At 59.8% G+C, this 21,491-nt stretch carries 16 protein-coding genes; 12 read left to right on the top strand and 4 right to left on the bottom strand.

Translation table 11 applies throughout. From position 1 onward, the window contains the following. Positions 1 to 45 precede the first annotated feature (45 nt). From ACRWA7_RS18165 to ACRWA7_RS18175, 3 genes are read left to right on the top strand one after another with little or no spacing between them, the layout of a single operon-like run. Positions 46 to 951: a MurR/RpiR family transcriptional regulator gene (locus tag ACRWA7_RS18165; RefSeq protein WP_438395313.1), complete on the top strand. Its 906-nt coding sequence runs from the start codon at positions 46 to 48 to the stop codon at positions 949 to 951. A gap of 1 nt (position 952) precedes the next feature. Next, on the top strand, positions 953 to 2,434 hold the full coding sequence (locus ACRWA7_RS18170) for an N-acyl-D-amino-acid deacylase family protein (protein WP_438395315.1): 1,482 nt from the start codon (positions 953 to 955) through the stop codon (positions 2,432 to 2,434). Positions 2,435 to 2,451: 17 nt separating this feature from the next. Then, positions 2,452 to 2,832 carry a RidA family protein gene (locus ACRWA7_RS18175; protein ID WP_438395316.1) on the top strand — a complete coding sequence of 127 codons (381 nt, stop codon included), beginning with the start codon at positions 2,452 to 2,454 and terminating at the stop codon, positions 2,830 to 2,832. A gap of 51 nt (positions 2,833 to 2,883) precedes the next feature. Here ACRWA7_RS18175 and queF read toward each other — a convergent pair whose 3' ends face one another. The 4 genes from queF to ACRWA7_RS18195 all read right to left on the bottom strand — a co-directional run bounded on the left by queF (position 2,884) and on the right by ACRWA7_RS18195 (position 7,437). After that, complete coding sequence (gene queF, locus ACRWA7_RS18180) at positions 2,884 to 3,711, bottom strand: NADPH-dependent 7-cyano-7-deazaguanine reductase QueF (protein ID WP_438395317.1); 828 nt, start codon at positions 3,709 to 3,711, stop codon at positions 2,884 to 2,886. Next, positions 3,708 to 4,613, bottom strand: a complete 906-nt coding sequence (locus ACRWA7_RS18185; RefSeq protein ID WP_060817253.1) for a 5'-nucleotidase — start codon at positions 4,611 to 4,613, stop codon at positions 3,708 to 3,710. Before ACRWA7_RS18185 ends, queF begins: the two co-directional genes overlap by 4 nt. Before the next feature lie 7 nt (positions 4,614 to 4,620). Continuing rightward, positions 4,621 to 6,144, bottom strand: coding sequence for a threonine ammonia-lyase, biosynthetic (gene ilvA / locus ACRWA7_RS18190; protein WP_060817252.1), 1,524 nt, complete (start codon positions 6,142 to 6,144; stop codon positions 4,621 to 4,623). A 222-nt stretch (positions 6,145 to 6,366) separates the two neighbouring features. Further along, positions 6,367 to 7,437: an IS30 family transposase gene (locus ACRWA7_RS18195; protein WP_438390622.1), complete on the bottom strand. Its 1,071-nt coding sequence runs from the start codon at positions 7,435 to 7,437 to the stop codon at positions 6,367 to 6,369. A 971-nt stretch (positions 7,438 to 8,408) separates the two neighbouring features. Here ACRWA7_RS18195 and ACRWA7_RS18200 point away from each other — a divergent pair. The 9 genes from ACRWA7_RS18200 to ltrA all read left to right on the top strand — a co-directional run bounded on the left by ACRWA7_RS18200 (position 8,409) and on the right by ltrA (position 21,368). After that, positions 8,409 to 12,500 carry a DUF3683 domain-containing protein gene (locus ACRWA7_RS18200; RefSeq protein ID WP_060817251.1) on the top strand — a complete coding sequence of 1,364 codons (4,092 nt, stop codon included), beginning with the start codon at positions 8,409 to 8,411 and terminating at the stop codon, positions 12,498 to 12,500. Positions 12,501 to 12,535: 35 nt separating this feature from the next. Beyond that, positions 12,536 to 12,967 carry an HIT family protein gene (locus ACRWA7_RS18205; RefSeq protein WP_060817250.1) on the top strand — a complete coding sequence of 144 codons (432 nt, stop codon included), beginning with the start codon at positions 12,536 to 12,538 and terminating at the stop codon, positions 12,965 to 12,967. A 27-nt stretch (positions 12,968 to 12,994) separates the two neighbouring features. Beyond that, positions 12,995 to 13,405, top strand: a complete 411-nt coding sequence (locus ACRWA7_RS18210) for a gamma-butyrobetaine hydroxylase-like domain-containing protein (protein WP_060817249.1) — start codon at positions 12,995 to 12,997, stop codon at positions 13,403 to 13,405. Positions 13,406 to 13,498: 93 nt separating this feature from the next. Then, positions 13,499 to 14,230: a bifunctional demethylmenaquinone methyltransferase/2-methoxy-6-polyprenyl-1,4-benzoquinol methylase UbiE gene (gene ubiE, locus ACRWA7_RS18215; RefSeq protein WP_438395320.1), complete on the top strand. Its 732-nt coding sequence runs from the start codon at positions 13,499 to 13,501 to the stop codon at positions 14,228 to 14,230. Between the two features lie 26 nt (positions 14,231 to 14,256). After that, a complete protein-coding gene (locus tag ACRWA7_RS18220) occupies positions 14,257 to 15,273 on the top strand; it encodes a Tim44 domain-containing protein (protein WP_060817247.1) in 1,017 nt (338 codons plus the stop codon). Between the two features lie 163 nt (positions 15,274 to 15,436). Then, the gene (locus ACRWA7_RS18225) at positions 15,437 to 16,138 is read left to right on the top strand and encodes a ubiquinone biosynthesis accessory factor UbiJ (protein WP_438395322.1); all 702 of its coding nucleotides are present in this window, start codon (positions 15,437 to 15,439) and stop codon (positions 16,136 to 16,138) included. Between the two features lie 11 nt (positions 16,139 to 16,149). Next, a complete protein-coding gene (gene ubiB, locus ACRWA7_RS18230) occupies positions 16,150 to 17,730 on the top strand; it encodes a ubiquinone biosynthesis regulatory protein kinase UbiB (RefSeq protein ID WP_438395323.1) in 1,581 nt (526 codons plus the stop codon). Positions 17,731 to 17,733: 3 nt separating this feature from the next. Then, positions 17,734 to 18,381 carry a methyltransferase gene (locus ACRWA7_RS18235; RefSeq protein WP_438395324.1) on the top strand — a complete coding sequence of 216 codons (648 nt, stop codon included), beginning with the start codon at positions 17,734 to 17,736 and terminating at the stop codon, positions 18,379 to 18,381. Between the two features lie 1,286 nt (positions 18,382 to 19,667). Then, positions 19,668 to 21,368, top strand: a complete 1,701-nt coding sequence (gene ltrA, locus ACRWA7_RS18240) for a group II intron reverse transcriptase/maturase (RefSeq protein ID WP_438395325.1) — start codon at positions 19,668 to 19,670, stop codon at positions 21,366 to 21,368. Positions 21,369 to 21,491: the final 123 nt, after the last annotated feature.

Raw genomic sequence — 21,491 nt, forward strand, 5'->3', positions numbered from 1 at the left:
TGTTATTTAGTACCACGCTCCGCAAGCCTACGCAAAAGGAGTTTCATGAACGTGTCGTCCGAACCGCCAGCATTCGATATCGTCGCCCGGATTGCCGAGCGCGCGCCCGAATTGCGCGTGGCGGAGCGCAAGGTCGCCGCGCTCATTCTCGACGATCTGACGGGCGCGTCGCGCGCGAGCATTGGTGCGCTCGCGAAAAAAGCGGCGGTCAGCATCGCGACCGTGACGCGCTTTGCGAAGGCGGTCGGCTGCGAAGACGTGCGCGAACTGAAGTTGCGTCTGGCGCAAGCGGCGGCGGTCGGCCAGCGTTTTCTACGCGGTGCGCATGAAGATAGCGACACGGACGCACTTCCCGATTCCCTCGCTTCCCGCATTTTCGACGATATCCACACCACGCTCGCGCACAATCGCGGCGCGTTGCAGGGGGCGCCCATTGGCGCGGCCGCCGATGCGTTGGCCGACGCGCAAATGATCTACGTCTTCGGCATGGGCGGTGGATCGACCGCGCTCGCCGATGAAATGCGGTTCCGGCTCGTGCGGCTGGGCCGGCCCGTGGCGTCGTATCAGGATGGTCTGCTGCAGCGGATGGTCGCCGCGACGCTGTCGAAGGAGCATGTGGTCGTGGCGTTGTCGGTGACGGGAAACACGCCCGAGATGGTCGACAGTTGCCGCATCGCGCGCGAATACGGCGCGCGCGTGATCGCGCTGACCGCGCCGGTTTCGCCGCTTGCGCAACTGGCCGACTGGCTGATCCCGATCATCGCGAACGAAACGGACTTCATCTACAAGCCATCAACGTCGCGATACGCAATGCTGATGGCGCTCGACCTGCTCGTCACCGAACTTGCCGTGAAGCAGGGCGACACCAGCCGCGAGCTTTTGCGGCGCATGAAACACGCGCTCGACGCGTATCGCGGCGGCAGCGACGAACGCCAGCCTTTGGGAGACTGAAATGGCATTGGATCAACAACACGCCGATACCCTGATCAAGGGCGCACGGGTTATCGATGGAACGGGAGCGCCCGCTGTTCAGCTCGACGTGGCGGTGAAGGACGGGAAGATCGCGGCCATCGGCGCGCTCGATGAGTGGACCGCAGAGAACGTGGTCGAGGCGGACGGGCGCGTGCTGGCGCCGGGTTTTATCGATGTCCACACGCACGACGATACTCACGTGATCCGCTCGCCGCAGATGCTGCCGAAGATCTCGCAAGGCGTGACTACGGTGATTGTCGGCAATTGCGGCATCAGCGCGTCGCCCGTGACGCTGAAGGGCGATCCACCCGATCCGATGAATCTGCTCGGCGCGCAAGGCGACTTTCAGTATCCGACATTCGCCGCGTACATCGATGCTGTAAATGAAGCGCGTCCTGCCGTGAACGTGGGCGCGTTGATCGGGCACACGGCGCTGCGCAACAACCATATGGACCGGCTGGATCGCGGTGCGTCAGCGGAAGAAATCAGTGGCATGCGCGCGCAACTCGAAGAGGCGTTGGCGCATGGCGCGCTCGGGCTGAGCAGCGGCCTTGCGTACGGATCGGCGTTCAATGCGCCGCCGGAAGAAGTGATGGCGCTCGCCGAGCCGCTGGCGAACGCCGGTGCGCTGTACACCACGCATATGCGCACGGAATTCGACGCAATTCTCGACGCGATGGACGAGGCGTATCGCGTGGGAAAACATGCGCGCGTTCCAGTCGTGATCTCGCATTTGAAGTGCGCGGGGCCGTCGAACTGGGGGCGCAGCACGGAGATCCTGAAATCGCTCGACAAGGTGCGCGACGGACAGCCCGTGGGATGCGATTGTTACCCGTACAACAGGAGTTCATCGACGCTTGATGTGAAGCAGATTACCGGCGATATCGACATCACCATTACGTGGTCCACGCCGCATCCCGAGATGGCGGGCAAGCTGGTTTCCGAAGCCGCCGCGGAGTGGCAAGTCACGCAGCAGGAGGCGGGCAAGCGCCTGCAGCCGGCCGGCGCGGTGTATCACAACATGTCGGAGGACGACGTGCGGCGGATCCTGTCGCATCCGGCGACCATGGTCGGCTCGGATGGCTTGCCAAACGATCCGTTGCCACATCCGCGTTTGTGGGGCGCGTTTCCGCGCGTGCTTGGGCATTACGCGCGCGACACGTCGCTCGTGCCGCTGGAGGAGGCGGTGCGCAAGATGACGGGGTTATCGGCGCGACGGTTTGGACTGAATGGGCGTGGCCTCGTGAAGGTGGGATATCACGCGGACCTCGTTCTTTTCGATGCCGACAAGATTCGCGATACCGCGACGTTCGCGGAGCCGCGCCAGACGGCGGACGGTATCGATGCAGTTTGGGTGAATGGCGTGCTGTCGTATCTGGATGGCGCTGTGACGGGACAACGGGGGGGACATTTCGTGGCGCGTGGCGAGGATTCGAAACTCGACGCGTCCGGGCATTTTTAACTTCGAGGATTTTGACGATGAAACGATATGGCGTGGAAGGCGGTAAAGGACAAGGCGGTGCGGTCATGCCGTTCGCGCGTGCTGTTGAAGCGGATGGCTGGTTGTTTGTATCAGGCCAGACGCCGATGGAAAACGGCGAAGTGATCGAAGGCGGAATCGTCGCCCAGTCGCACAAGGCGATTCAGAACGTGTTTGCGGTTCTGAAGGAAGCCGGATATGGCGCGGAGCATGTGGTGCGATGCGGTGTCTGGCTCGACGACCCACGCGACTTTGCATCGTTCAACAAGGTATTCAGGGAGTATTTTGGCGAGCATCCGCCGGCGCGCGCTTGCGTGGTTTCGTCGATGGTGATCGATTGCAAGGTCGAAGTGGATTGCGTGGCTTACAAGAAAGCCTGAGGGTTTTATCCGCGCTGGTGAACGGTTGTGTGGTTCCCCAGCGCGAAAAGCTTACTGCCGCGCCAGCCGCGCGTTATCCGGCAGCGGCAGATTGAAATTGGTGCGGAACGGGTTGATATCCAGTCCCCCGCGCCGTGTGTATCGCGCATAGACGGCGAGGCGTTCCGGCTTGCATTCGCGCATGATGTCCATGAAGATTTGCTCGACGCAAAGTTCATGAAAACCCGTGTGTTCACGGTACGAAATAATGTACCGGAGCAAACCAGCGTGATCGATCGGCGCGCCGACATAACGAATCTGCACGCTGCCCCAGTCCGGTTGACCGGTTACCGGGCAATTCGATTTCAGCAGATTGGAAAAGACCGTTTCATCGACCGGCGATTCACCAACTGCCGCGCTCAATAATGAAGGATCGGGCGTATAAATGTCCGCGTCCAGATCGAGCCGATCCAGCGACAAACCTTCGAACTCTTCCATTTTCAGCTTCACGCCAAACTCATAAGGCGCGACAAGCTGAACTGAAACATTTGCGCCGCAAAGCGCTGAAACGTCCTTGCGAATCAAGGCACGAACTTCGTCGATGGAATCAAAAGCCGTCTGCGAGAAAGATCCCAGATACAGCTTGAACGACTTCGACTCAACAATATTCGGTGAATCCGCTGGCACGATAAACGTCGCCACCGCGATCTGCGGCTTGCCCTTGCGATTGAGCCACGAAAGCTCGTAGCCGTTCCAGATGTCCGTGCCGAAAAACGGCAACTGCGCCGCGAGCCCGATTGCCGCGCGGCCCGACGCCCGGTCGATGGGAAAAAGCAGCGTCGGATCGTAGTGTGCGCGGTACTGGACCGGCTTACCAAGGGAAGATTGTTCTGGTGTCATGATGCGTTCGATATGCCATTCGGTACATGCCCGGTCGCCGTCACGACGCGGGCCGATTCGATATGGCCAATTTGGTCGTCGAAGAAAAAATCGGGTTCGAACTCGGCCAGAAACGGGCCTTTGTTCAATCCACCGAGAAACATCGCTTCGTCGATTTCGATGTTCCAGGCCATCAGTGTACGGATCGCGCGCTCGTGCGCGGGCGCCGATCGCGCGGTGACGAGCGCCGTGCGGATGCGCATCCGCGTTGCTTCGTGGCTGAGGTTTTGCAGCTTGTGAAGCGCTTCGAGCAACGGCTTCAACGGCCCATTAGCCAAAGCCAGATCTTTCTTGCCGACTTCGTGTTCCACGAAAGCCGGCAATCCTTGCGCCTGGAAGACCTGCTCGGCTTCGTCCGAAAACAGGACTGCGTCGCCGTCGAACGCGATACGGATTTCGTCAGGATACCGGCTCGCGGCCAGCGGCGCTCGCGGAACCACGGTCGCGGCGGGAAATCCAGCGGCAATGGCGTCGCGGACATCGACCGGATTCGCCGATAAAAACAGCGACGCGCGAAACGGTTCCAGGTATCGGAAGGGCGACTCGCCGCGCGTGAACACGCCGCGTTCGATTGCAAGGCCGTGTTCCTTGCATGAACTGAACGCGCGCAAGCCGCTGATGGGATCGCTGCGTGACAGGATCACGACTTCCACGCGCCGTTCGCCGTCCACGTTGAGCGCGAGCAATTTCTCGATCAGCGAAAACGCGACGCCCGGTTTGGCCGGAACGTTCAGCCGCGAGCGCTGCAGCGCTTCGTATTCCCGCAGGTCGCCTGCTTCGTAGACCTTGTTTTCCTCTTCGAAATCGAACAACGCCCGCGACGAAATCGCGACCACGAGCTTGTCGTCGAGCGTGAACGCCATGCGCGCGTCAGGCGAGGAACAGTTTGTAGACGGGGTTTGCGCCTTCGTCCCACCACTGATAGCCCAGGGAGGCGAGGAATTGCCCGAACGCAGCGTTATCCGACTGCGGCACCTGGATGCCGACCAGGATAGAACTCGTGTCCGCGCCCTGATTCCGGTAATGGAAGAGGCTGATATTCCAGTTGGGCGCCATCGATGAAAGGAATTTCATCAGCGCGCCTGGACGCTCGGGAAATTCGAAGCGCAGCAGACGTTCGTCGTGGGCGAGCGGCGAGTGGCCGCCGACCATATAGCGGATATGCTGCTTCGAGAGTTCGTCGTGACTGAGATCGACTGTATCGAACCCGTGTTCGATAAACGCATTGGCCATCTGCACGGCTTCGCTTCGCGCCTTGATCTGCACGCCGACAAAAATATGCGCGGCGTTCGAATCTGCGATCCGGTAGTTGAACTCGGTCACGCTGCGCGTGCCGACCAGTTCGCAGAAGCGCCGGAAACTGCCGCGCTCTTCGGGAATGGTCACGGCGAACACCGCTTCGCGCGCTTCACCGACTTCCGCCCGTTCCGCGACAAACCGCATGCGGTCGAAATTCATGTTCGCGCCCGACGTGATGGCGATCAGCGTCTTCGCTTCCAGCGCTTCGCGCTCGGCGTAGAGCTTTGCGCCCGCAACCGCCAGCGCACCCGATGGTTCCAGCACGCTGCGCGTGTCCTGGAAAACGTCCTTGATGGCGGCGCAGAGTGCGTCGGTGTCGACGGTGACGACTTCGTCGAGCAGTTCCCGGCAGATCCGGAACGTCTCTTCGCCGACGAGTTTTACTGCGGTGCCGTCGGCGAACAGGCCGACTTCGGCCAGCGTGAGGCGAACTCCAGCGGCGATGGATTGTTTCATCGCGCATGAGTCGACCGACTGGACGCCGATCACGCGGATTTCCGGGCGCACCGCTTTCACGTATGCCGCGACGCCCGCTGCGAGTCCGCCGCCGCCGATGGGGACGAAGATTGCGTGGATCGGGCCTTGATGCTGGCGCAGGATTTCCATGGCGACGGTGCCTTGGCCGGCGATGACGTCGGGGTCATCGAACGGATGGACGAAGGTCAGGCCGCGTTCTTCCTGGAGCTTGACGGCGTGGCCGTAGGCGTCGCTATACGATTCGCCGTGCTGGACGATTTCGACGGTTGGGCCGCCGAAGGCGCGCATGGCGTCGATTTTCACTTGCGGCGTGGTGACCGGTACGACGATTACCGCCTTGCAGCCCAGGCGCGTGGCTGAGTACGCTACGCCTTGGGCGTGGTTTCCGGCCGAGGCGGTGATTACGCCGCGCGCGAGGATATCGGCGGGGAGGTGCACCATCTTGTTGTACGCGCCGCGGATCTTGAACGAGAACACGGGCTGGTTGTCTTCGCGTTTCAGGTAGACCGAATTGCGCAGGCGCGCGGACAGATTGCGGGCGGGTTCGAGTTCGCTCTCGCGGGCGACGTCGTAGACGCGGGCGGTCAGGACTTTTTTCAGGTAGTCAGGGGGAGACATTCTTGAGCCGTTTTGCGCGCGGCTTTGCGCGCCGAGGTTTTGCGGAAAGGGTAATCATAGCCGATGGGGTTTTTGCTGGCGCTTTTGGGGGAACGGCGTGGGGTCCTGCTGCCTAGGCCTTCGCGCGTTCCCTGTTCGTTGATCTTTTTAGCACTGTTAGCCACTGTCCGTGGCGGGACTTCATTTCTTTTTCCAACGGCGAAAAAGAAACGAAGGGCGCTTTCACACTCCAAGTGCAACAGCGGGGTCAATGACAATGCCGTGCTTGGCGCAGTTTTCAATAAAGACCTCACCAGGCGTGCGCCACTGGAGCGTTTTTCGAGGGCGGGTGTTCATGTTCAGCGCGATCGCATCGAGTTGTCGCTGCGAGAATACCGATAGATCGGTCGCCTTGGGTAGAAACTGGCGCAGCAGCCCATTGATGTTTTCGCAGATACCGCGTTGCCACGGACTGTGTGGATCGCAGAAGTAGATCTTGATGCCCGTCGCCTCAGCCAGCTTTTTGTGTAACGCCATTTCTTTGCCCTGGTCGTAGGTCAGGGTTTGACGCAGTCCCTGATCGAGCGGCGCGAACGCGGCACTGTAGGCTTCCAGCGCTGCCTGCGCCGTACTGCCATCGATCTTGACCAGCATCACAAACAACGTGCTGCGATCCACCAGCGTACCCACTGCCGAACGGTTAGCCAGGCCTTTGATCAGATCTCCTTCCCAGTGACCCGGGATGAGCCGGTCGTTGGCTTCGGGAGGGCGTACGTGAATACTGAGCATGTCGGAGAGCTTGCCGCGCCGGTCCTGTCCTCGCGTGCGCGGCCTGCGTGCGCCACGTCCCTGTCGCAACAGGCTGACGAGTTCCCGGCGCAACTCGCCTCGGGGCGCGGCGTAAATGGCTCGGTAAATGGTTTCATGCGAAGCGTTCAAAGCAGGCTCATCAGGGTGGGCAAGTTTGAGTGCGGCTGAGATCTGCTCGGGTGAGTGACACTTTTGCAGATACTGCCGCACTTCGGGCCACAACGCGCCGTCAACGTGCAGTTTGCGCTCGTAACGCGGTTTGCGGCGAAGCCGTCCCGCGCGTCGACCAGCACGGATCGCGCAGTAAGCGCCCGCGATCGCAGGCCGTCCTCTGTCGCCGCGCTCTTCATCGGACTTCCAGCCATTGCGCTTGAGTTCGCGGCTGATCGTACTTGGCGAACGTCGGAGCGCACGCGCGATCGCGCGCGTGCTTTCGTTGGCAAGTTTCATGGCAAATATTGAGCCACGCTCCTCAGCGCTGAGATGTTCATAGCTTTGTCCCATGCAACATATCCTATTTCAAAGGTGTTGCACTTGTACCTTGAAAGCGCCAAGCAAAGAAAACGCCTCCCAACCGCTAACTCTTAAGGAGACCAAGCGTGCACGGACATCTGCTTGGGACTTCAAAAGAACGCTCAGCGAATAACCCCGCACAGTTGAACCCCCCCTCTTCGTTCACGGATACCCACACGCTTCGCCACCAGTGTGAGTAGCCGTCAACAGGAAAGCGCGCCGCGCTTCGCGCGACTGGGTGTTTGGCCGAACTGGTTCTGTGGGTTATGTGCTTGCCCGAGGGCGCTGGTGGCGAAGCGTGTGGATGTAGGGATACGGAGGGGGAGGGTTTCAGGTGGTGGTGGTTATGGCGTCGAGGGTTCTTTTGAAGTCCCAAGCAGATATCACTGCACGCTTGGTCTCCTTAAGAATTAGCGGTTGAAAGGCGTTTTCTTTGCTTCGTTTCTTTTTCGCCGTTGGAAAAAGAAATGAAGTCCCGCCACGGACAGTGGCTAACAGTGCTAAAAAGGACCAACGAACAGGAAACGCGCGAAGGCCTAGGCAGCAGGACCCCGCCCGCCCGCCGCCCAATCCCCAACCAAAAACGCCCGCCCCAAAACCTTTTCACCCCAAAACCGAGTGCAAACGACAACCCTCCCGATGGGTTAGAATCCGTGTTTTCGATACAGGATCGGAAGATGCAACGGCGCTGCCGGATCGGCCTCTCACCGCATGTTCCCCGCAACGCTCAACCCGAGCGCAGCGCGCTGTGCCGCACCACCCGCGCGGCTGCGCAATTAAACGCGCGATCGTGGCGCTGATTCCAGTACCTTCGAAGGCTGTGCATCGCTCGTGACCCGCTACCGGCGAACACCTTCACTAAAAAAGTTTCACTCGAAAAACTGCGCTTCCCCGCGCAATGCCGGCTATTTCGCTGCTTCTGCTTCCAACAGCACGGGCGCCGGCCCACCGAACTGTCGAATATGAACGCACCCCAAGCCTTCGATCCGAACGGCGCCGCGCATGCCGTGGCCCTGGATACCGAGCCGCGCCTGCGCGAAATTCCCTATAACTACACATCGTTCTCCGATCGCGAAATCGTGATCCGCCTGCTCGGCGAAGAAGCCTGGGCCGCGCTCGCCCATCTGCGCAGCGAACGCCGCACGGGCCGCTCAGCACGCATGCTCTACGAAGTGCTCGGCGACATCTGGGTCGTACGCCGCAATCCCTATCTGCAGGACGATCTGCTCGACAACCCGAAACGCCGCGCATTACTGATAGAAGCCCTGAATCACCGGCTGGGCGATATCGAAAAACGCCGCAAAGCCGATCTTTCAGAGCATCAGGACGACGCCGGCCGCGATCGCGCCACGCGCGTGGAATTGCTGATCAGCGCCGCGTGCCGGGCAGTGGAAGACTTCAAGACGGAATTCGAGCAGACCTACGATCTACGCAAGAAGGCATCGAAGGTATTCGGCAAGGTCACCGAGAAAGACAACATCAAGTTCGACGGCCTGTCGCGCGTTTCGCACGTAACCGACGCCACCGACTGGCGCGTCGAATATCCGTTCGTCGTGCTCACGCCCGACACGGAAGCCGAAATCGCCGGCCTGATCAAGGCGTGCTTCGAGCTCGGACTGACCGTGATTCCGCGCGGAGGCGGCACGGGCTACACCGGCGGCGCCATTCCCCTCACGCCGTTTGCCGCCGTCATCAATACTGAAAAGCTGGAGCAACTCGGTCCCGTCGAAATGACGGACCTGCCAGGCGTCGACGGCAAGGTCGCGACCATTTTCTCGGGCGCGGGCGTCGTGACACGCCGCGTAACGGAGGCGGCCGAACAGGCCGGTTTCGTGTTTGCCGTCGACCCGACTTCGCTGGATGCATCGTGCGTGGGCGGCAATGTCGCGATGAACGCCGGCGGCAAAAAAGCCGTGCTGTGGGGCACGGCGCTGGATAACCTCGCCTGGTGGCGGATGGTCGATCCGGAAGGCAACTGGCTCGAAATCACCCGGCTGGATCACAACCTCGGCAAGATTCACGACATTCCCGTGGCGCGTTTCCGGCTCGACTGGTTCGACGGAACCCGCGCGCCGGGCGAAAAACTGCTGCGCACGGAATCGCTGGATATTTCCGGCGCGAAGTTCCGTAAGGAAGGCCTCGGCAAGGACGTGACGGACAAGTTCCTGTCGGGTTTGCCGGGCGTGCAGAAGGAAGGCTGCGACGGCCTGATCACATCGGCGCGATGGATCCTGCACAAGATGCCCGCCCATACGCGCACCGTCTGCCTCGAGTTTTTCGGCCAGGCGCGCGATGCAATTCCGAGCATCGTGGAGATCAAGGATTATTTGTTCGAGACGTCGAAGCAGGGCGGCGCGATCCTCGCCGGCCTCGAGCATCTAGACGAACGCTATTTGCGCGCAGTCGGTTACGCGACCAAGAGCAAGCGCAACGCGTTTCCAAAGATGGTGCTGATTGGCGACATTGTCGGGAACGATCCGGATGCGGTCGCCCAGGCCACGTCCGAAGTCGTGCGCATGGCAAACGGCAAGAGCGGCGAAGGGTTTGTGGCAGTGAACGCCGAGGCGCGCAAGCGTTTCTGGCTGGATCGCTCGCGCACGGCGGCCATCGCCAAGCATACGAACGCGTTCAAGATCAACGAAGACGTCGTGATCCCGCTCAACCGCATGGGCGAATACACGGACGGGATCGAGCGCATCAACATCGAGCTGTCGATCAAGAACAAGCTGCAACTCGTCGATGCGCTCGAAACGTTTTTCAAGGCAGGCAAGCTGCCGCTTGGCAAGAGCGACGACGCCAACGAAATTCCGAGCGCCGAGTTGCTCGAAGACCGCGTGCAGCAAGCGCTCGATCTGCTCAAGCGCGTGCGCGAACGCTGGACGTTCGTCGGCGAAAAGCTGGATATGCCGTTGCGCGAAGCGCAGCATTATCTGGTTCAATTCGGCTATGAAAGTCTTGCCGAGAAATTCGCGGATCGCGTGGATTCGCAGCAAGGCGTTCGCGTATTCGATGTCGCGCAGGACCGCACCATCCGCATTTCCTGGAAGCAGGAACTTCGCGCGGAATTGCGCCATATCTTCAATGGCGGGGAGTTCAAGCCGATCCTCGAAGAAGCGCAGAACATCCACAAGACGGTGCTGCGCGGCCGCGTGTTTGTTGCGCTCCACATGCACGCGGGCGATGGCAACGTGCACACGAACATCCCCGTCAACTCCGATAACTACGAAATGCTGCAGGACGCGCACGTCGCGGTCGCACGCATCATGAAGCTCGCGCGCGACCTGGATGGCGTGATTTCGGGCGAACACGGCATCGGCATCACGAAGCTGGAATTCCTGACCGAAGACGAAATCGGCGAATTCCGCGCGTATAAACAGCGCGTCGATCCGAATGGCCGTTTCAACGCGGGCAAGCTGCTCGCGGGCGCGGATCTGCGCAACGCCTACACGCCGAGTTTCGGGCTGATGGGCTATGAATCGCTGATCATGCAGCAATCGGATATTGGCGCAATCGCCGATTCCATCAAGGATTGCCTGCGCTGCGGCAAATGCAAGCCGGTCTGCGCCACGCACGTGCCGCGCGCCAATCTGCTTTACAGCCCGCGCAACAAGATTCTGGCTACCTCCCTGCTGGTCGAGGCGTTCCTGTATGAAGAGCAGACGCGCCGGGGTGTATCGATCAAGCATTGGGACGAATTCAACGACGTCGCCGATCACTGCACGGTCTGCCACAAATGCGTGACGCCGTGCCCGGTGAAGATCGATTTCGGCGATGTCACCATGAACATGCGCAACCTCCTGCGCAAGATGGGCAAGAAGAAGTTCAATCCGGGCAACGCGGCGGGGATGTTCTTCCTCAACGCCACGAACCCGCAGACCATCAACCTCGCGCGCACGGCAATGATGGGCGTGGGCTACAAGGCACAGCGCCTGGGCAACGACGTGCTCAAGAAGTTCACGAAGAAGCAGACGGCCAAACCGCCCGCAACGGTCGGCAAGCCGGCGGTGACGCAGCAGGTCATCCACTTCATGAACAAGAAGATGCCGGGCAATTTGCCGAAGAAGACGGCGCGCGCGCTGCTTGATATCGAGGACAACAAGATCGTCCCGATCATCCGCAATCCAAAAACGACCACGTCCGATACGGAAGCCGTGTTCTATTTCCCGGGTTGCGGATCGGAGCGTTTGTTCTCGCAAGTCGGCCTCGCGACGCAGGCCATGCTGTGGGAAGCGGGCGTGCAAACGGTGCTTCCGCCGGGATACCTGTGCTGCGGTTATCCGCAACGCGGCTCGGGACAATTCGACAAGGCCGAAAAGATCGTCACCGACAACCGCGTGCTGTTTCATCGCGTGGCCAATACGCTGAATTATCTCGATATCAAGACCGTGGTGGTGTCGTGCGGAACGTGCTACGACCAGCTTGCAGGTTACGAATTCGAGAAGATCTTCCCGGGATGCCGGATCATCGATATCCACGAATTTTTGCTTGAGAAGAACATCAAGCTGGAAGGCGTGAGCGGCACGCGCTACATGTATCACGACCCGTGCCATTCGCCGATCAAGACCATGGATCCAGTCAAGCTGGTGAACGACATCATGGGTTCGGCGCACGATGGCTACAAGATCGAAAAGAACGACCGGTGCTGCGGCGAATCGGGCACGCTCGCGGTGACGCGTCCGGACGTTTCCACGCAGGTGCGCTTTCGCAAGGAAGAGGAAATCCGCAAGGGCGCGGCGAAGCTGCGCGACATTCCGCTCGTGGCCGAAGCGGGCGCAAATGGCATCAATCTGGCCAACGCGTCGGCAGGATCGGCGGGCGCCGCGCCGGGTTCGGTGCTAAAAGCAGGAGACGGCGCGTTATCCACCGGAACCGACGTCAAGATTCTCACGAGCTGCCCGTCGTGCCTGCAGGGGTTGTCGCGGTACAACGAGGACGCGAATATCGAGGCGGATTACATCGTCGTGGAAATCGCCCGCAAGGTGCTCGGCGCGAGCTGGATGGAAGATTACGTCGCGCGTGCCAACGATGGCGGGATCGAGCGCGTGCTGGTGTAATAGCGAACCAGGGTTTGTTTCGCTAGAGGAATACGATGGACTGTGTCTTTTGTCGTGAAGACGGCGGCGAAGTCTTGTGGTCGGACGACGCATTGCGCGTGGTCCTCGCCGACGAGCCGGACTGGCCGGGCTTTTGCCGCGTGATCTGGACGGCGCACGTAGCCGAGATGTCCGACCTCGATCACACCGAGCGGGCGAAGCTGATGTCGGCGGTCAACGGCGTCGAGCGGGCGATCCGGCGCGTGATTTCACCCGCAAAGGTGAATCTGGCGAGCCTCGGCAACCAGGTTCCTCACGTCCACTGGCACGTCATTCCCCGTCATTCCAACGATTCCCGGTTCCCGTTGCCCATCTGGGCGCCGCGCCAGCGCACGGTCTCGTACGCGCTGTTATCGAATCGCCGTGCTCAGGCCACGTTGCTGCGAGACGCTGTGCGCAGCGAAATGGCGGCGGCTTTCGGGCCATAGCCCAAGACTTTCAAATAAAGGCTCAGCATGAGCGGACTTACCAAACAAACGCCGATTCCAACCGGCATCGTCGTGCATTCCAGGACGCGCGCGCTTGAGTTGCAATACGCGAACGATCAGACGTATCGTGTGCCGTTTGAGCTATTGCGCGTATATTCGCCGTCGGCCGAAGTCCAGGGGCACGGTCCCGGACAGGAAACCCTGCAGACCGGCAAGCGCGATGTATCGATTATTTCGGTCGATCCCGTGGGCCACTACGCGTTGCAACTCACTTTCTCCGATGGCCACAACACCGGCATCTACTCGTGGGACATCCTGTACGACCTCGCGGTGCGTCAGGACGCGTTGTGGGCGGAGTATCTGGGCAAACTGGAAGCGGCGGGCGTCGACCGCGACACGCCAATGCCGCAAAAAGCGTCCGGCGGACACTGCCACTGACCGATTTTTATACTGCAGCGGCGATTTGCCGCAGCGCATGGCTGCAAGCTTTGAAGAGCGCAGCCACTACGAATTAAGGCGAGGACAAACGCGATGAGCAAGACCCACTTCGGTTTTGAAACGGTCGACGAACAAGAAAAAGCGAAAAAGGTAGCGGGCGTTTTCCATTCCGTCGCAAGCAACTACGACCTGATGAACGACCTGATGTCGGGCGGTTTGCATCGTGCGTGGAAGCTGTTCACCATCGGTCAGGCGAAGGTGCGTCCGGGTTACAAGGTCCTCGATCTCGCAGGCGGGACGGGCGACCTGGCGAAAGCCTTCGCCAAGCAGGCGGGCGAAAAAGGCGAGGTCTGGCATACCGATATCAACGAGTCGATGCTTCGCGTTGGCCGTGATCGCCTGCTCGACAAGGGCGTGATCACGCCCACCTTGATCTGCGATGCAGAGAAGATCCCGTTCCCGGACAATTATTTCGATATTATTACAGTTGCCTTTGGACTCCGTAATATGACGCACAAAGATGGTGCGTTAGCGGAAATGTACCGGGTTGTGAAACCGGGGGGCAAGGTAATGGTTCTGGAGTTTTCCAAGGTGTGGGATCCGCTAAAAAGAGCCTATGATTTGTATAGTTTCAAGATCTTGCCGTGGCTTGGCGACAAGATAGCCAAAGATGCGGATAGCTATCGTTACCTCGCGGAGTCGATCCGAATGCATCCGGACCAGGAAACTTTAAAAACAATGATGGAACGCGCGGGCCTGGATCAAGTCGAATATTACAATTTGTCAGGTGGCGTGGTAGCGTTACACGTCGGGACCAAATTTTAGTGTTCCACTTTTTAAAAGGATTCGAAATGTCCGATTCGCGCTTACCCCAAACTCGGGGTTTCCTGAAGTCGTTATTCAGGAAAGCCGGGGTCGTTGCGCTGGCTGGCGTAATCATGGCCGGCGCCTTGGTAACAGAAGACGCTGAGGCGCGCCGCATGGGCGGCGGCCGCAGCTTTGGCCGTCAATCCAGCACGGCGACGCAACAACATCAAGCCACGCCGCCGTCGCAGTCCATGCAGCAAGGGCAGGCCGCGAATGCCCAGCGCGCCGCGCCGCCGGCCGCGGCGCCAGCCGCTGGCGCCGCGCAACCTGCGCGTAATCGCTGGATGGGGCCGATCGCTGGCCTTGCAGCGGGTCTGGGTATCGCGGCGCTGCTGTCGCATTTCGGCCTGGGCGGCGCGTTCGCCGGCGCCATGGCGAACATGATCATGATTGCGCTGATCGTCCTGGCTGCCGTGATGATCTTCCGCTTCATCATGAACCGCAGGAAGGGTGCAACGCCGGCTTTCGCCAGCGCCGGTGCGGGGTCGCCGTTTGGCGGCACAGCTCGCACGAGTCTGAACCAACCGGAGCCGAGCTATGTTCCGCCGTCGGCGCCCGGCGGTTACGGTCCGTCGAGTGCCCAGAGCTACGCGAGCCCTGTAGACTCAGCAGCGCCGCAAGTCGCCGTGCCATCCGGTTTCGATACCGACGCATTCCTGCGCAACGCGAAGGTGTATTTCGTGCGGTTGCAGGACGCATGGGATCGCGGCAATTCGACGGACATCCGCGAATTCACCACGCCGGAAATGTTCGCTGAAGTGAAGCTCGATATCGATGCACGCGGTACGCAGCCAAACCGCACCGACGTCGTGCAACTCAACGCCGATCTTCTTGGCGTGGAAGATCGCGGTACGGAAAGCCTCGCAAGCGTGCGTTTCCATGGTCTGATTCGCGAAACGGAAGGTGCTGCGGCCGAGCCGTTCGTCGAGATCTGGAATCTGTCGAAGCAGAAGTATGGCAACGAAGGCTGGCTGCTGGCCGGGATTCAACAAGTTAGCTGACCTGGCCACGCTTCGGAAACCGGACGTCGAGGCTTTGGCGGCTAGACCGGATGGCTAACGTTGCGTTTCGCGTGACCGCGGCCAAACGATAACGCCAGTTGCAAAGGTAGAATAGAAACCCGCACGAGTGACCGCTTGTGCGGGTTTTTTCATCTCAGAGCCGATGACGCACGCAGACGAATTCGCCCAACCCGCAGTCCCCTCTGCCCCCCAGGCCGTAGCCAGAACCGCATCGAAGGCGTTCGCGGCAGCTGCAAACCACGTGCTCGCGCGCGAATCGTGGGCTCGCGCGCGTCTTTCTCCCTACGCGGGCAAGACGGCGTGTTTTGTTCTTTCGCCATTCTCGCTGTATCTAATGGTCCAGCCAGACGGGCTGATCGGCGCTATCGACGAAAACCAGACTTCGTTCGACGTCACGCTCGCCGTTCCGCCCGACGCTATTCCTGCGTTCATGCAGGGTGGCCAGGCGGCGGTCATGAAACACGTGCGCATTGAAGGCGATGCTGAGTTCGCTACAACAATTGCGAAGCTCGCCGAGCATTTGCGATGGGACCCTGAAGAGGACCTGGCGCGCGTGATTGGCGACGGACCCGCGCACCGCATCGGTTCCACCGTGCGTCTGGCCGGCGAACAAGCGCGCCGCTCGGGACGCAATCTGCTTGAATCGGTAGCGGAATACCTGCTCGACGAACAACCTCAACTCGTGCGCCGCAGCGCCCTCGACACATTCAACGCCGAACTGTCGACAGCCCGGGACGCGCTTGCGCGCGTCGAAAAACGCATCGAGCGACTCGAACAAAAAGCCGAAGCCCGAGGCGCATCTGCGCCCGGCGCCGCCGCCTCGGCGCGCGGCACGAGCAAGTAATGGGCTGAACCATGCGCTTTCTGCGTTTTCTCAAGATTTTTTTCACGGTAGTGCGATTCGGGCTCGATGAACTGGTGCTGAGCGGTATCCAGGATCGGCGCGTTCGTTTGCTGATGCGTCTCACCACGTTCGGACGCAAGTTCGACGTTGCGCGCGGTGTGCGGTTGCGTCTTGCGCTGGAAAGCCTTGGGCCGATTTTCGTGAAGTTCGGTCAGGTTTTGTCGACGCGCCGCGATCTTCTGCCCGTCGATATAGCGAACGAGCTTGCGAAACTGCAGGATCAAGTGCCGCCGTTCGATTCGGACGTTGCCATAGCGATTGTGGAGAAGTCGCTGGGCGCGCCTATCGGCGTGCTCTTCGACGACTTCGAGCGCGTGCCGGTGGCGAGCGCGTCCATTGCGCAAGTGCACTTCGCGAAGATCAAGACGGGCGCGCATGCGGGCAAACCGGTCGCGGTAAAGGTGTTGCGTCCGAACATGCTGCCGGTGATCGACTCGGATCTCGCCCTGTTGCGCGACATTGCTTACTGGACCGAGCGTTTGTGGGCAGACGGCAAGCGCCTGAAGCCGCGGGAAGTCGTGGCCGAGTTCGACAAATATCTCCATGACGAACTCGACCTGATGCGCGAAGCCGCGAACGGCAGCCAGTTGCGGCGCAATTTCGCGGGTCTCGACCTGCTGATGGTGCCCGAGATGTACTGGGATTATTCGGCTCCCACAGTGCTCGTCATGGAGCGGATGGTCGGCGTGCCGATCAGTCAGGTGGAAGTGCTCCGGGCGGCCGGCGTCGATATCCCCAAGCTGGCGCAGGAAGGCGTCGAGATTTTCTTTACGCAGGTATTCCGCGACGGTTTTTTTCACGCCGACATGCATCCCGGTAACATCCAGGTGAGTCTGGCGGAAGACACGTTCGGGCGGTATATCGCGCTGGATTTCGGCATTGTCGGCGCGCTTTCGGACTTCGATAAAAACTATCTCGCGCAGAACTTCCTGGCGTTTTTCAAGCGCGACTATCACCGCGTCGCCACGCTTCATCTGGAATCGGGCTGGGTGCCGCCGACCACGCGCGTCGAGGAACTCGAGAGCGCCATTCGCGCCGTGTGCGAGCCGTACTTCGACCGCGCGCTGAAGGATATTTCGCTCGGACAGGTGCTGATGCGGCTTTTTTCCACATCGCGCCGCTTCAACGTCGAGATCCAGCCGCAGCTTGTGTTGTTGCAGAAAACCATGCTGAACGTGGAGGGTCTTGGCCGTTCGCTCGATCCCGAACTCGATTTGTGGAAGACCGCCAAGCCGTATCTTGAACGCTGGATGAACGAGCAGGTCGGCTGGCGCGGCTGGTATGAACGGCTGAAGCTGGAAGCTCCGCAATGGAGCAAGACGATGCCCCAATTGCCGCGGCTTATCCATCAGGTGCTGGCAAGTCAGCATGATTCACCGCGCGGCGGCAACGACGAACTCATGCGCATGATCCTGCTTGAGCAGAAGCGGACCAACCGGTTATTGCAGGCGCTGCTGATTTTCGGCCTGGCGGTGGGCGCTGGCGCTGTGATCGCCGAGTTCTGGCAGGTGTTTGCTTACGGAGGAGGATAGAGCGTGGTCGATGACCCCAAACCAGCCTCACCCACGATTGCACCCGAGTTCGCTACGCGCGATGCCAACTCGCCCGAGTTCTGGGACGAACGTTTCGACCGGTCGTTCATGCCCTGGGATCAGGCTGGCGTGCCCGAGGCGTTTCAGACATTTGCGCTCGAACAGCAGGATACTTTACGGAGCGTTCTGATTCCTGGTTGCGGCAGCGCGTACGAAGCACTTTGGCTTGCGCAGGAGAAATGGCAGGTCAAGGCCATCGATTTCTCTCCGAGCGCTGTGAGCGCGGCTCGCCTGCAACTGGGTGAGCAACATGCGGACGTCGTCGAACAGGCTGACTTCTTCGCGTATCAGCCGCCTTTTGCGCCTGACTGGATCTACGAGCGCGCGTTTCTTTGCGCCTTGCCGCGTGAGCGATGGCCGGATTACGCCACGCGCATGGCTGCGCTGCTGCGCCCCGGCGCGTTGCTCGCCGGCTTCTATTTCCTTGGCGCGACAGCCAAGGGGCCGCCGTTCGGTATCGAAAGAAACGCGCTCGATGCGTTGCTCGTGCCGCATTTCGAACTGGTTGAAGAGCGCGATGTCACCGGCTCGATCAGCGTCTTTGCCGGACGCGAACGCTGGCTGACGTGGCGCCGCCGATCAGAGGTTTGAGGCGGCCGGGCTTTAAAACAGCCGATGCCGCCACAAAATAAGTCCTCGATGCGGCATGTGCGAATTATTCACGCATGTCCCGTTTCAACAATCGAAAACCTGCGCCGACCTGTTGCACAGGGTTGCAAGGCCGCTCGCGCGGGGCCGAATTTAAGGGGCCGCCGATCGTTTGCGGCTATAATTCAAGGCTTTGGTGCGACACGCATCCTCGTGTCCGGGTAGTCCCAACGTAAGGGACATCGACTAGCGGCAACGGTTTGGGCGAAAAGCCTATTCCCACCTGCCGCGACCGTATCGGGTAGTACGACATCAGAAAGGGCGCGAGTCCTGTATGCAACTGTCCGAATGCTGATACTTGCTTGTGAAACGATACCCGGTAGGGCATTTCTGGGTGTCGTCTAACGACGACTACCAGATTGCATGCCTGGTGATCGTCCTGCTTTGACCTGATTACCGTCAGGCCCCGCCTTGTTAGCGGCTTCATCTCCGCTACCAAGCGGAATGAAGTTTGTAGGTCCCGCGCGATTTGCAACGGATTCGCAGCGCGATACGAGCGAGAGCTCGGTGTGTCATGGTTCGGCATGCTTCTGCTGTATGGAAGCGAGTAGTGAACCTGCTATACGACTAGCAGTAGCCTAGGAAGACATGCGTCACTGGCAACAGTGGGGTGTGAAGCTCTTCTGACAAAGGGTCCCCCGGTTTTGGGGCAGACGGCAACCGTGAGGTTGTCGTGTGGATACTCCTAGCAGCGATGGGGTTGAGACTCAAGGCTGGCTGATATGGTTAATGTAAGTGAACTGCTGATAAACCCCGTAAGAATTGAGGTGCCAAAGCTGCTGTTAGGCATCAACCAAAAGGTGTGCGGTCGGTTAACTCGCTCGAAGCTCGGGTTACGTCGTCATTAGACCGCCGGGGGAGAGGTGGAACCTAAGTCAGTCGTGTGACACGCCGGGAACGTGGTAAGCCCGTATGGTTGCCAGTCTTGTTTGGCTGGCAGGCGGACCGCAAGGGACGCTGTTGATTGTGCGGGTATGGGAGGACGGAAAAAGCGAAGGCCGGTCTGTAATGGGTCGGATAGGGGTTGCAACATTACTCCACGTGAAAGCGGGCAGACTTCCGTCTGGTCTACCGTCGCAAGATGGCTGACTACCCTCAACGCTTGAGAAGTTCGGGATGGCTTTTGGTCGTCCATTCATTTTTTTAGCCCCTTGCGGGAGCAAATCGCTCCCACAAGGGGGATGGTTTGTTCTTCGCTCGGGATTCACTTCTTCGAGTAGGAGAGCAGCATGAAAGTATCTGGTCGAAAGACTGGATCTGCGCTTTCCCACGCACCTAACGACTGGTATGCCGTAGATTGGCGTCGAGTTGAACGGAACGTGAGAGGGATGCAGATTCGAATTGCGAAGGCGACGCGGGAAGGCAAATGGCGCAGGGTGAAAGCCTTGCAACGGATGTTGACCCGCACGTTGTCCGCTAAGTTGTACGCGGTACGACGTGTTACGCAAAACCAGGGTGCGCGAACGGCTGGAGTCGATCGCGAACTATGGGATTCGCCCGTAAGTCGACGGCTTGCTGTCGACCGGTTGAAGCGGCGTGGATACCGGCCCCTGCCTTTACGGAGGGTCTTTATCCCCAAGGCCAATGGAAAGGAACGTCCTTTGGGCATTCCGACCATGCATGACAGAGCGATGCAAGCTCTGTACTTGCTGGCCTTGGAGCCGGTGGCAGAGTCCACGAGCGATCCGAACTCGTATGGGTTCAGGAGTCATCGCTCAACGGCCGACGCCATGTCCCAGATTTTCGTTTCTATGTCCCAGAAGGGTTCGGCCCAGTGGGTGTTGGAAGCGGATATCAAAGGATGCTTTGACCACATCAACCATGACTGGCTGGAACGCAATGTCCCAATGGATACGGCGATTCTCCGGAAGTGGTTGAAGGCTGGCCTGATTTATCAAGGTCAGTTGCAGGCGACGGAGGCCGGTACGCCACAGGGGGGCATCATTTCCCCGACGTTGGCCAATGTGACGTTGAACGGGCTGGAGCGAGAGCTGGTGGCGCACCTCAGTGCGAAACTCGGGACCGCGAAGGCCAAGAAGCTGAAGGTTCATGTGGTGCGGTACGCGGACGATTTCGTTATCACCGGGGACTCGCAAGAGGTACTGGTCAACGAAGTCCGACCTTGGGCAGAAGCCTTCCTCGCGGTTCGAGGTTTGCAGCTCTCAGAGGAGAAAACGCGGATCACACACATAGATCAAGGTTTTGATTTCCTTGGGTGGAATTTCCGGAAGTACTCGGGAAAGCTGCTCATCAAGCCAAGCAAGAAAAACGCGCAAGCGTTCTATCGCAAGGTGGCGGAAACGATCAGCGGCAACAAAGCGGTACGGCAGGAGGATCTGATCCGACTGTTAAATCCGATGCTACGGGGCTGGGCGCAGTATCACAGTCCCGTAGTTGCCAAGCAGGCGTACACCCGCATGGAGTATCTGATTTTCCAGAGGCTTCAGCGGTGGGCAGCCCGGCGGCACCCTCAGAAGAACTCCGACTGGGTGAGGTCGAAGTACTTTCATTCGGTCGGCGAACGGAAGTGGGTGTTTGCTGCTCCCATGGTTAAGCGGGACGGCAGTAGAGGTTTGTTTGAGCTGTACCAAGTCAGCGGCACAGTCATCAAACGACACGTGAAGATTAAGGGGGATTTCCATCCTTTTGATCCCATGTGGGAGCAGTACGGCGAGAAATTGCGGCAGGATCGCATGTGGGAGTCGATGCGCTATCGCAAGCAATGGGCGACGCTGTACATGTCACAGGGTGGGTTGTGTGCACACTGTGACACTGCGCTGACGGACGAGACGGGTTGGCACGATCACCATCTGGAGTATCGGATGCATGGTGGCAAAGACACGCTGTCCAACAGAGTTTTGCTTCACCCGCACTGTCACCAGCAAGTGCATGCTGGCAACGTTGTTGTGACGAAGCCGGTCCTGACCTGATCAGGATTTTGTCTGTAGGCTTGAGCTGTATGCGGGGAAACTTGCACGTACAGTTCTTAGGGGGCCCTTCATCCATAAGGATGGAGGGCTACCCTACCAAGCGCCGAAACGTTAATCGTAGGA

Origin of the sequence: Caballeronia sp. DA-9 (genome assembly GCF_051615025.1) — a bacterium.
Classification (GTDB): domain Bacteria; phylum Pseudomonadota; class Gammaproteobacteria; order Burkholderiales; family Burkholderiaceae; genus Caballeronia; species Caballeronia sordidicola.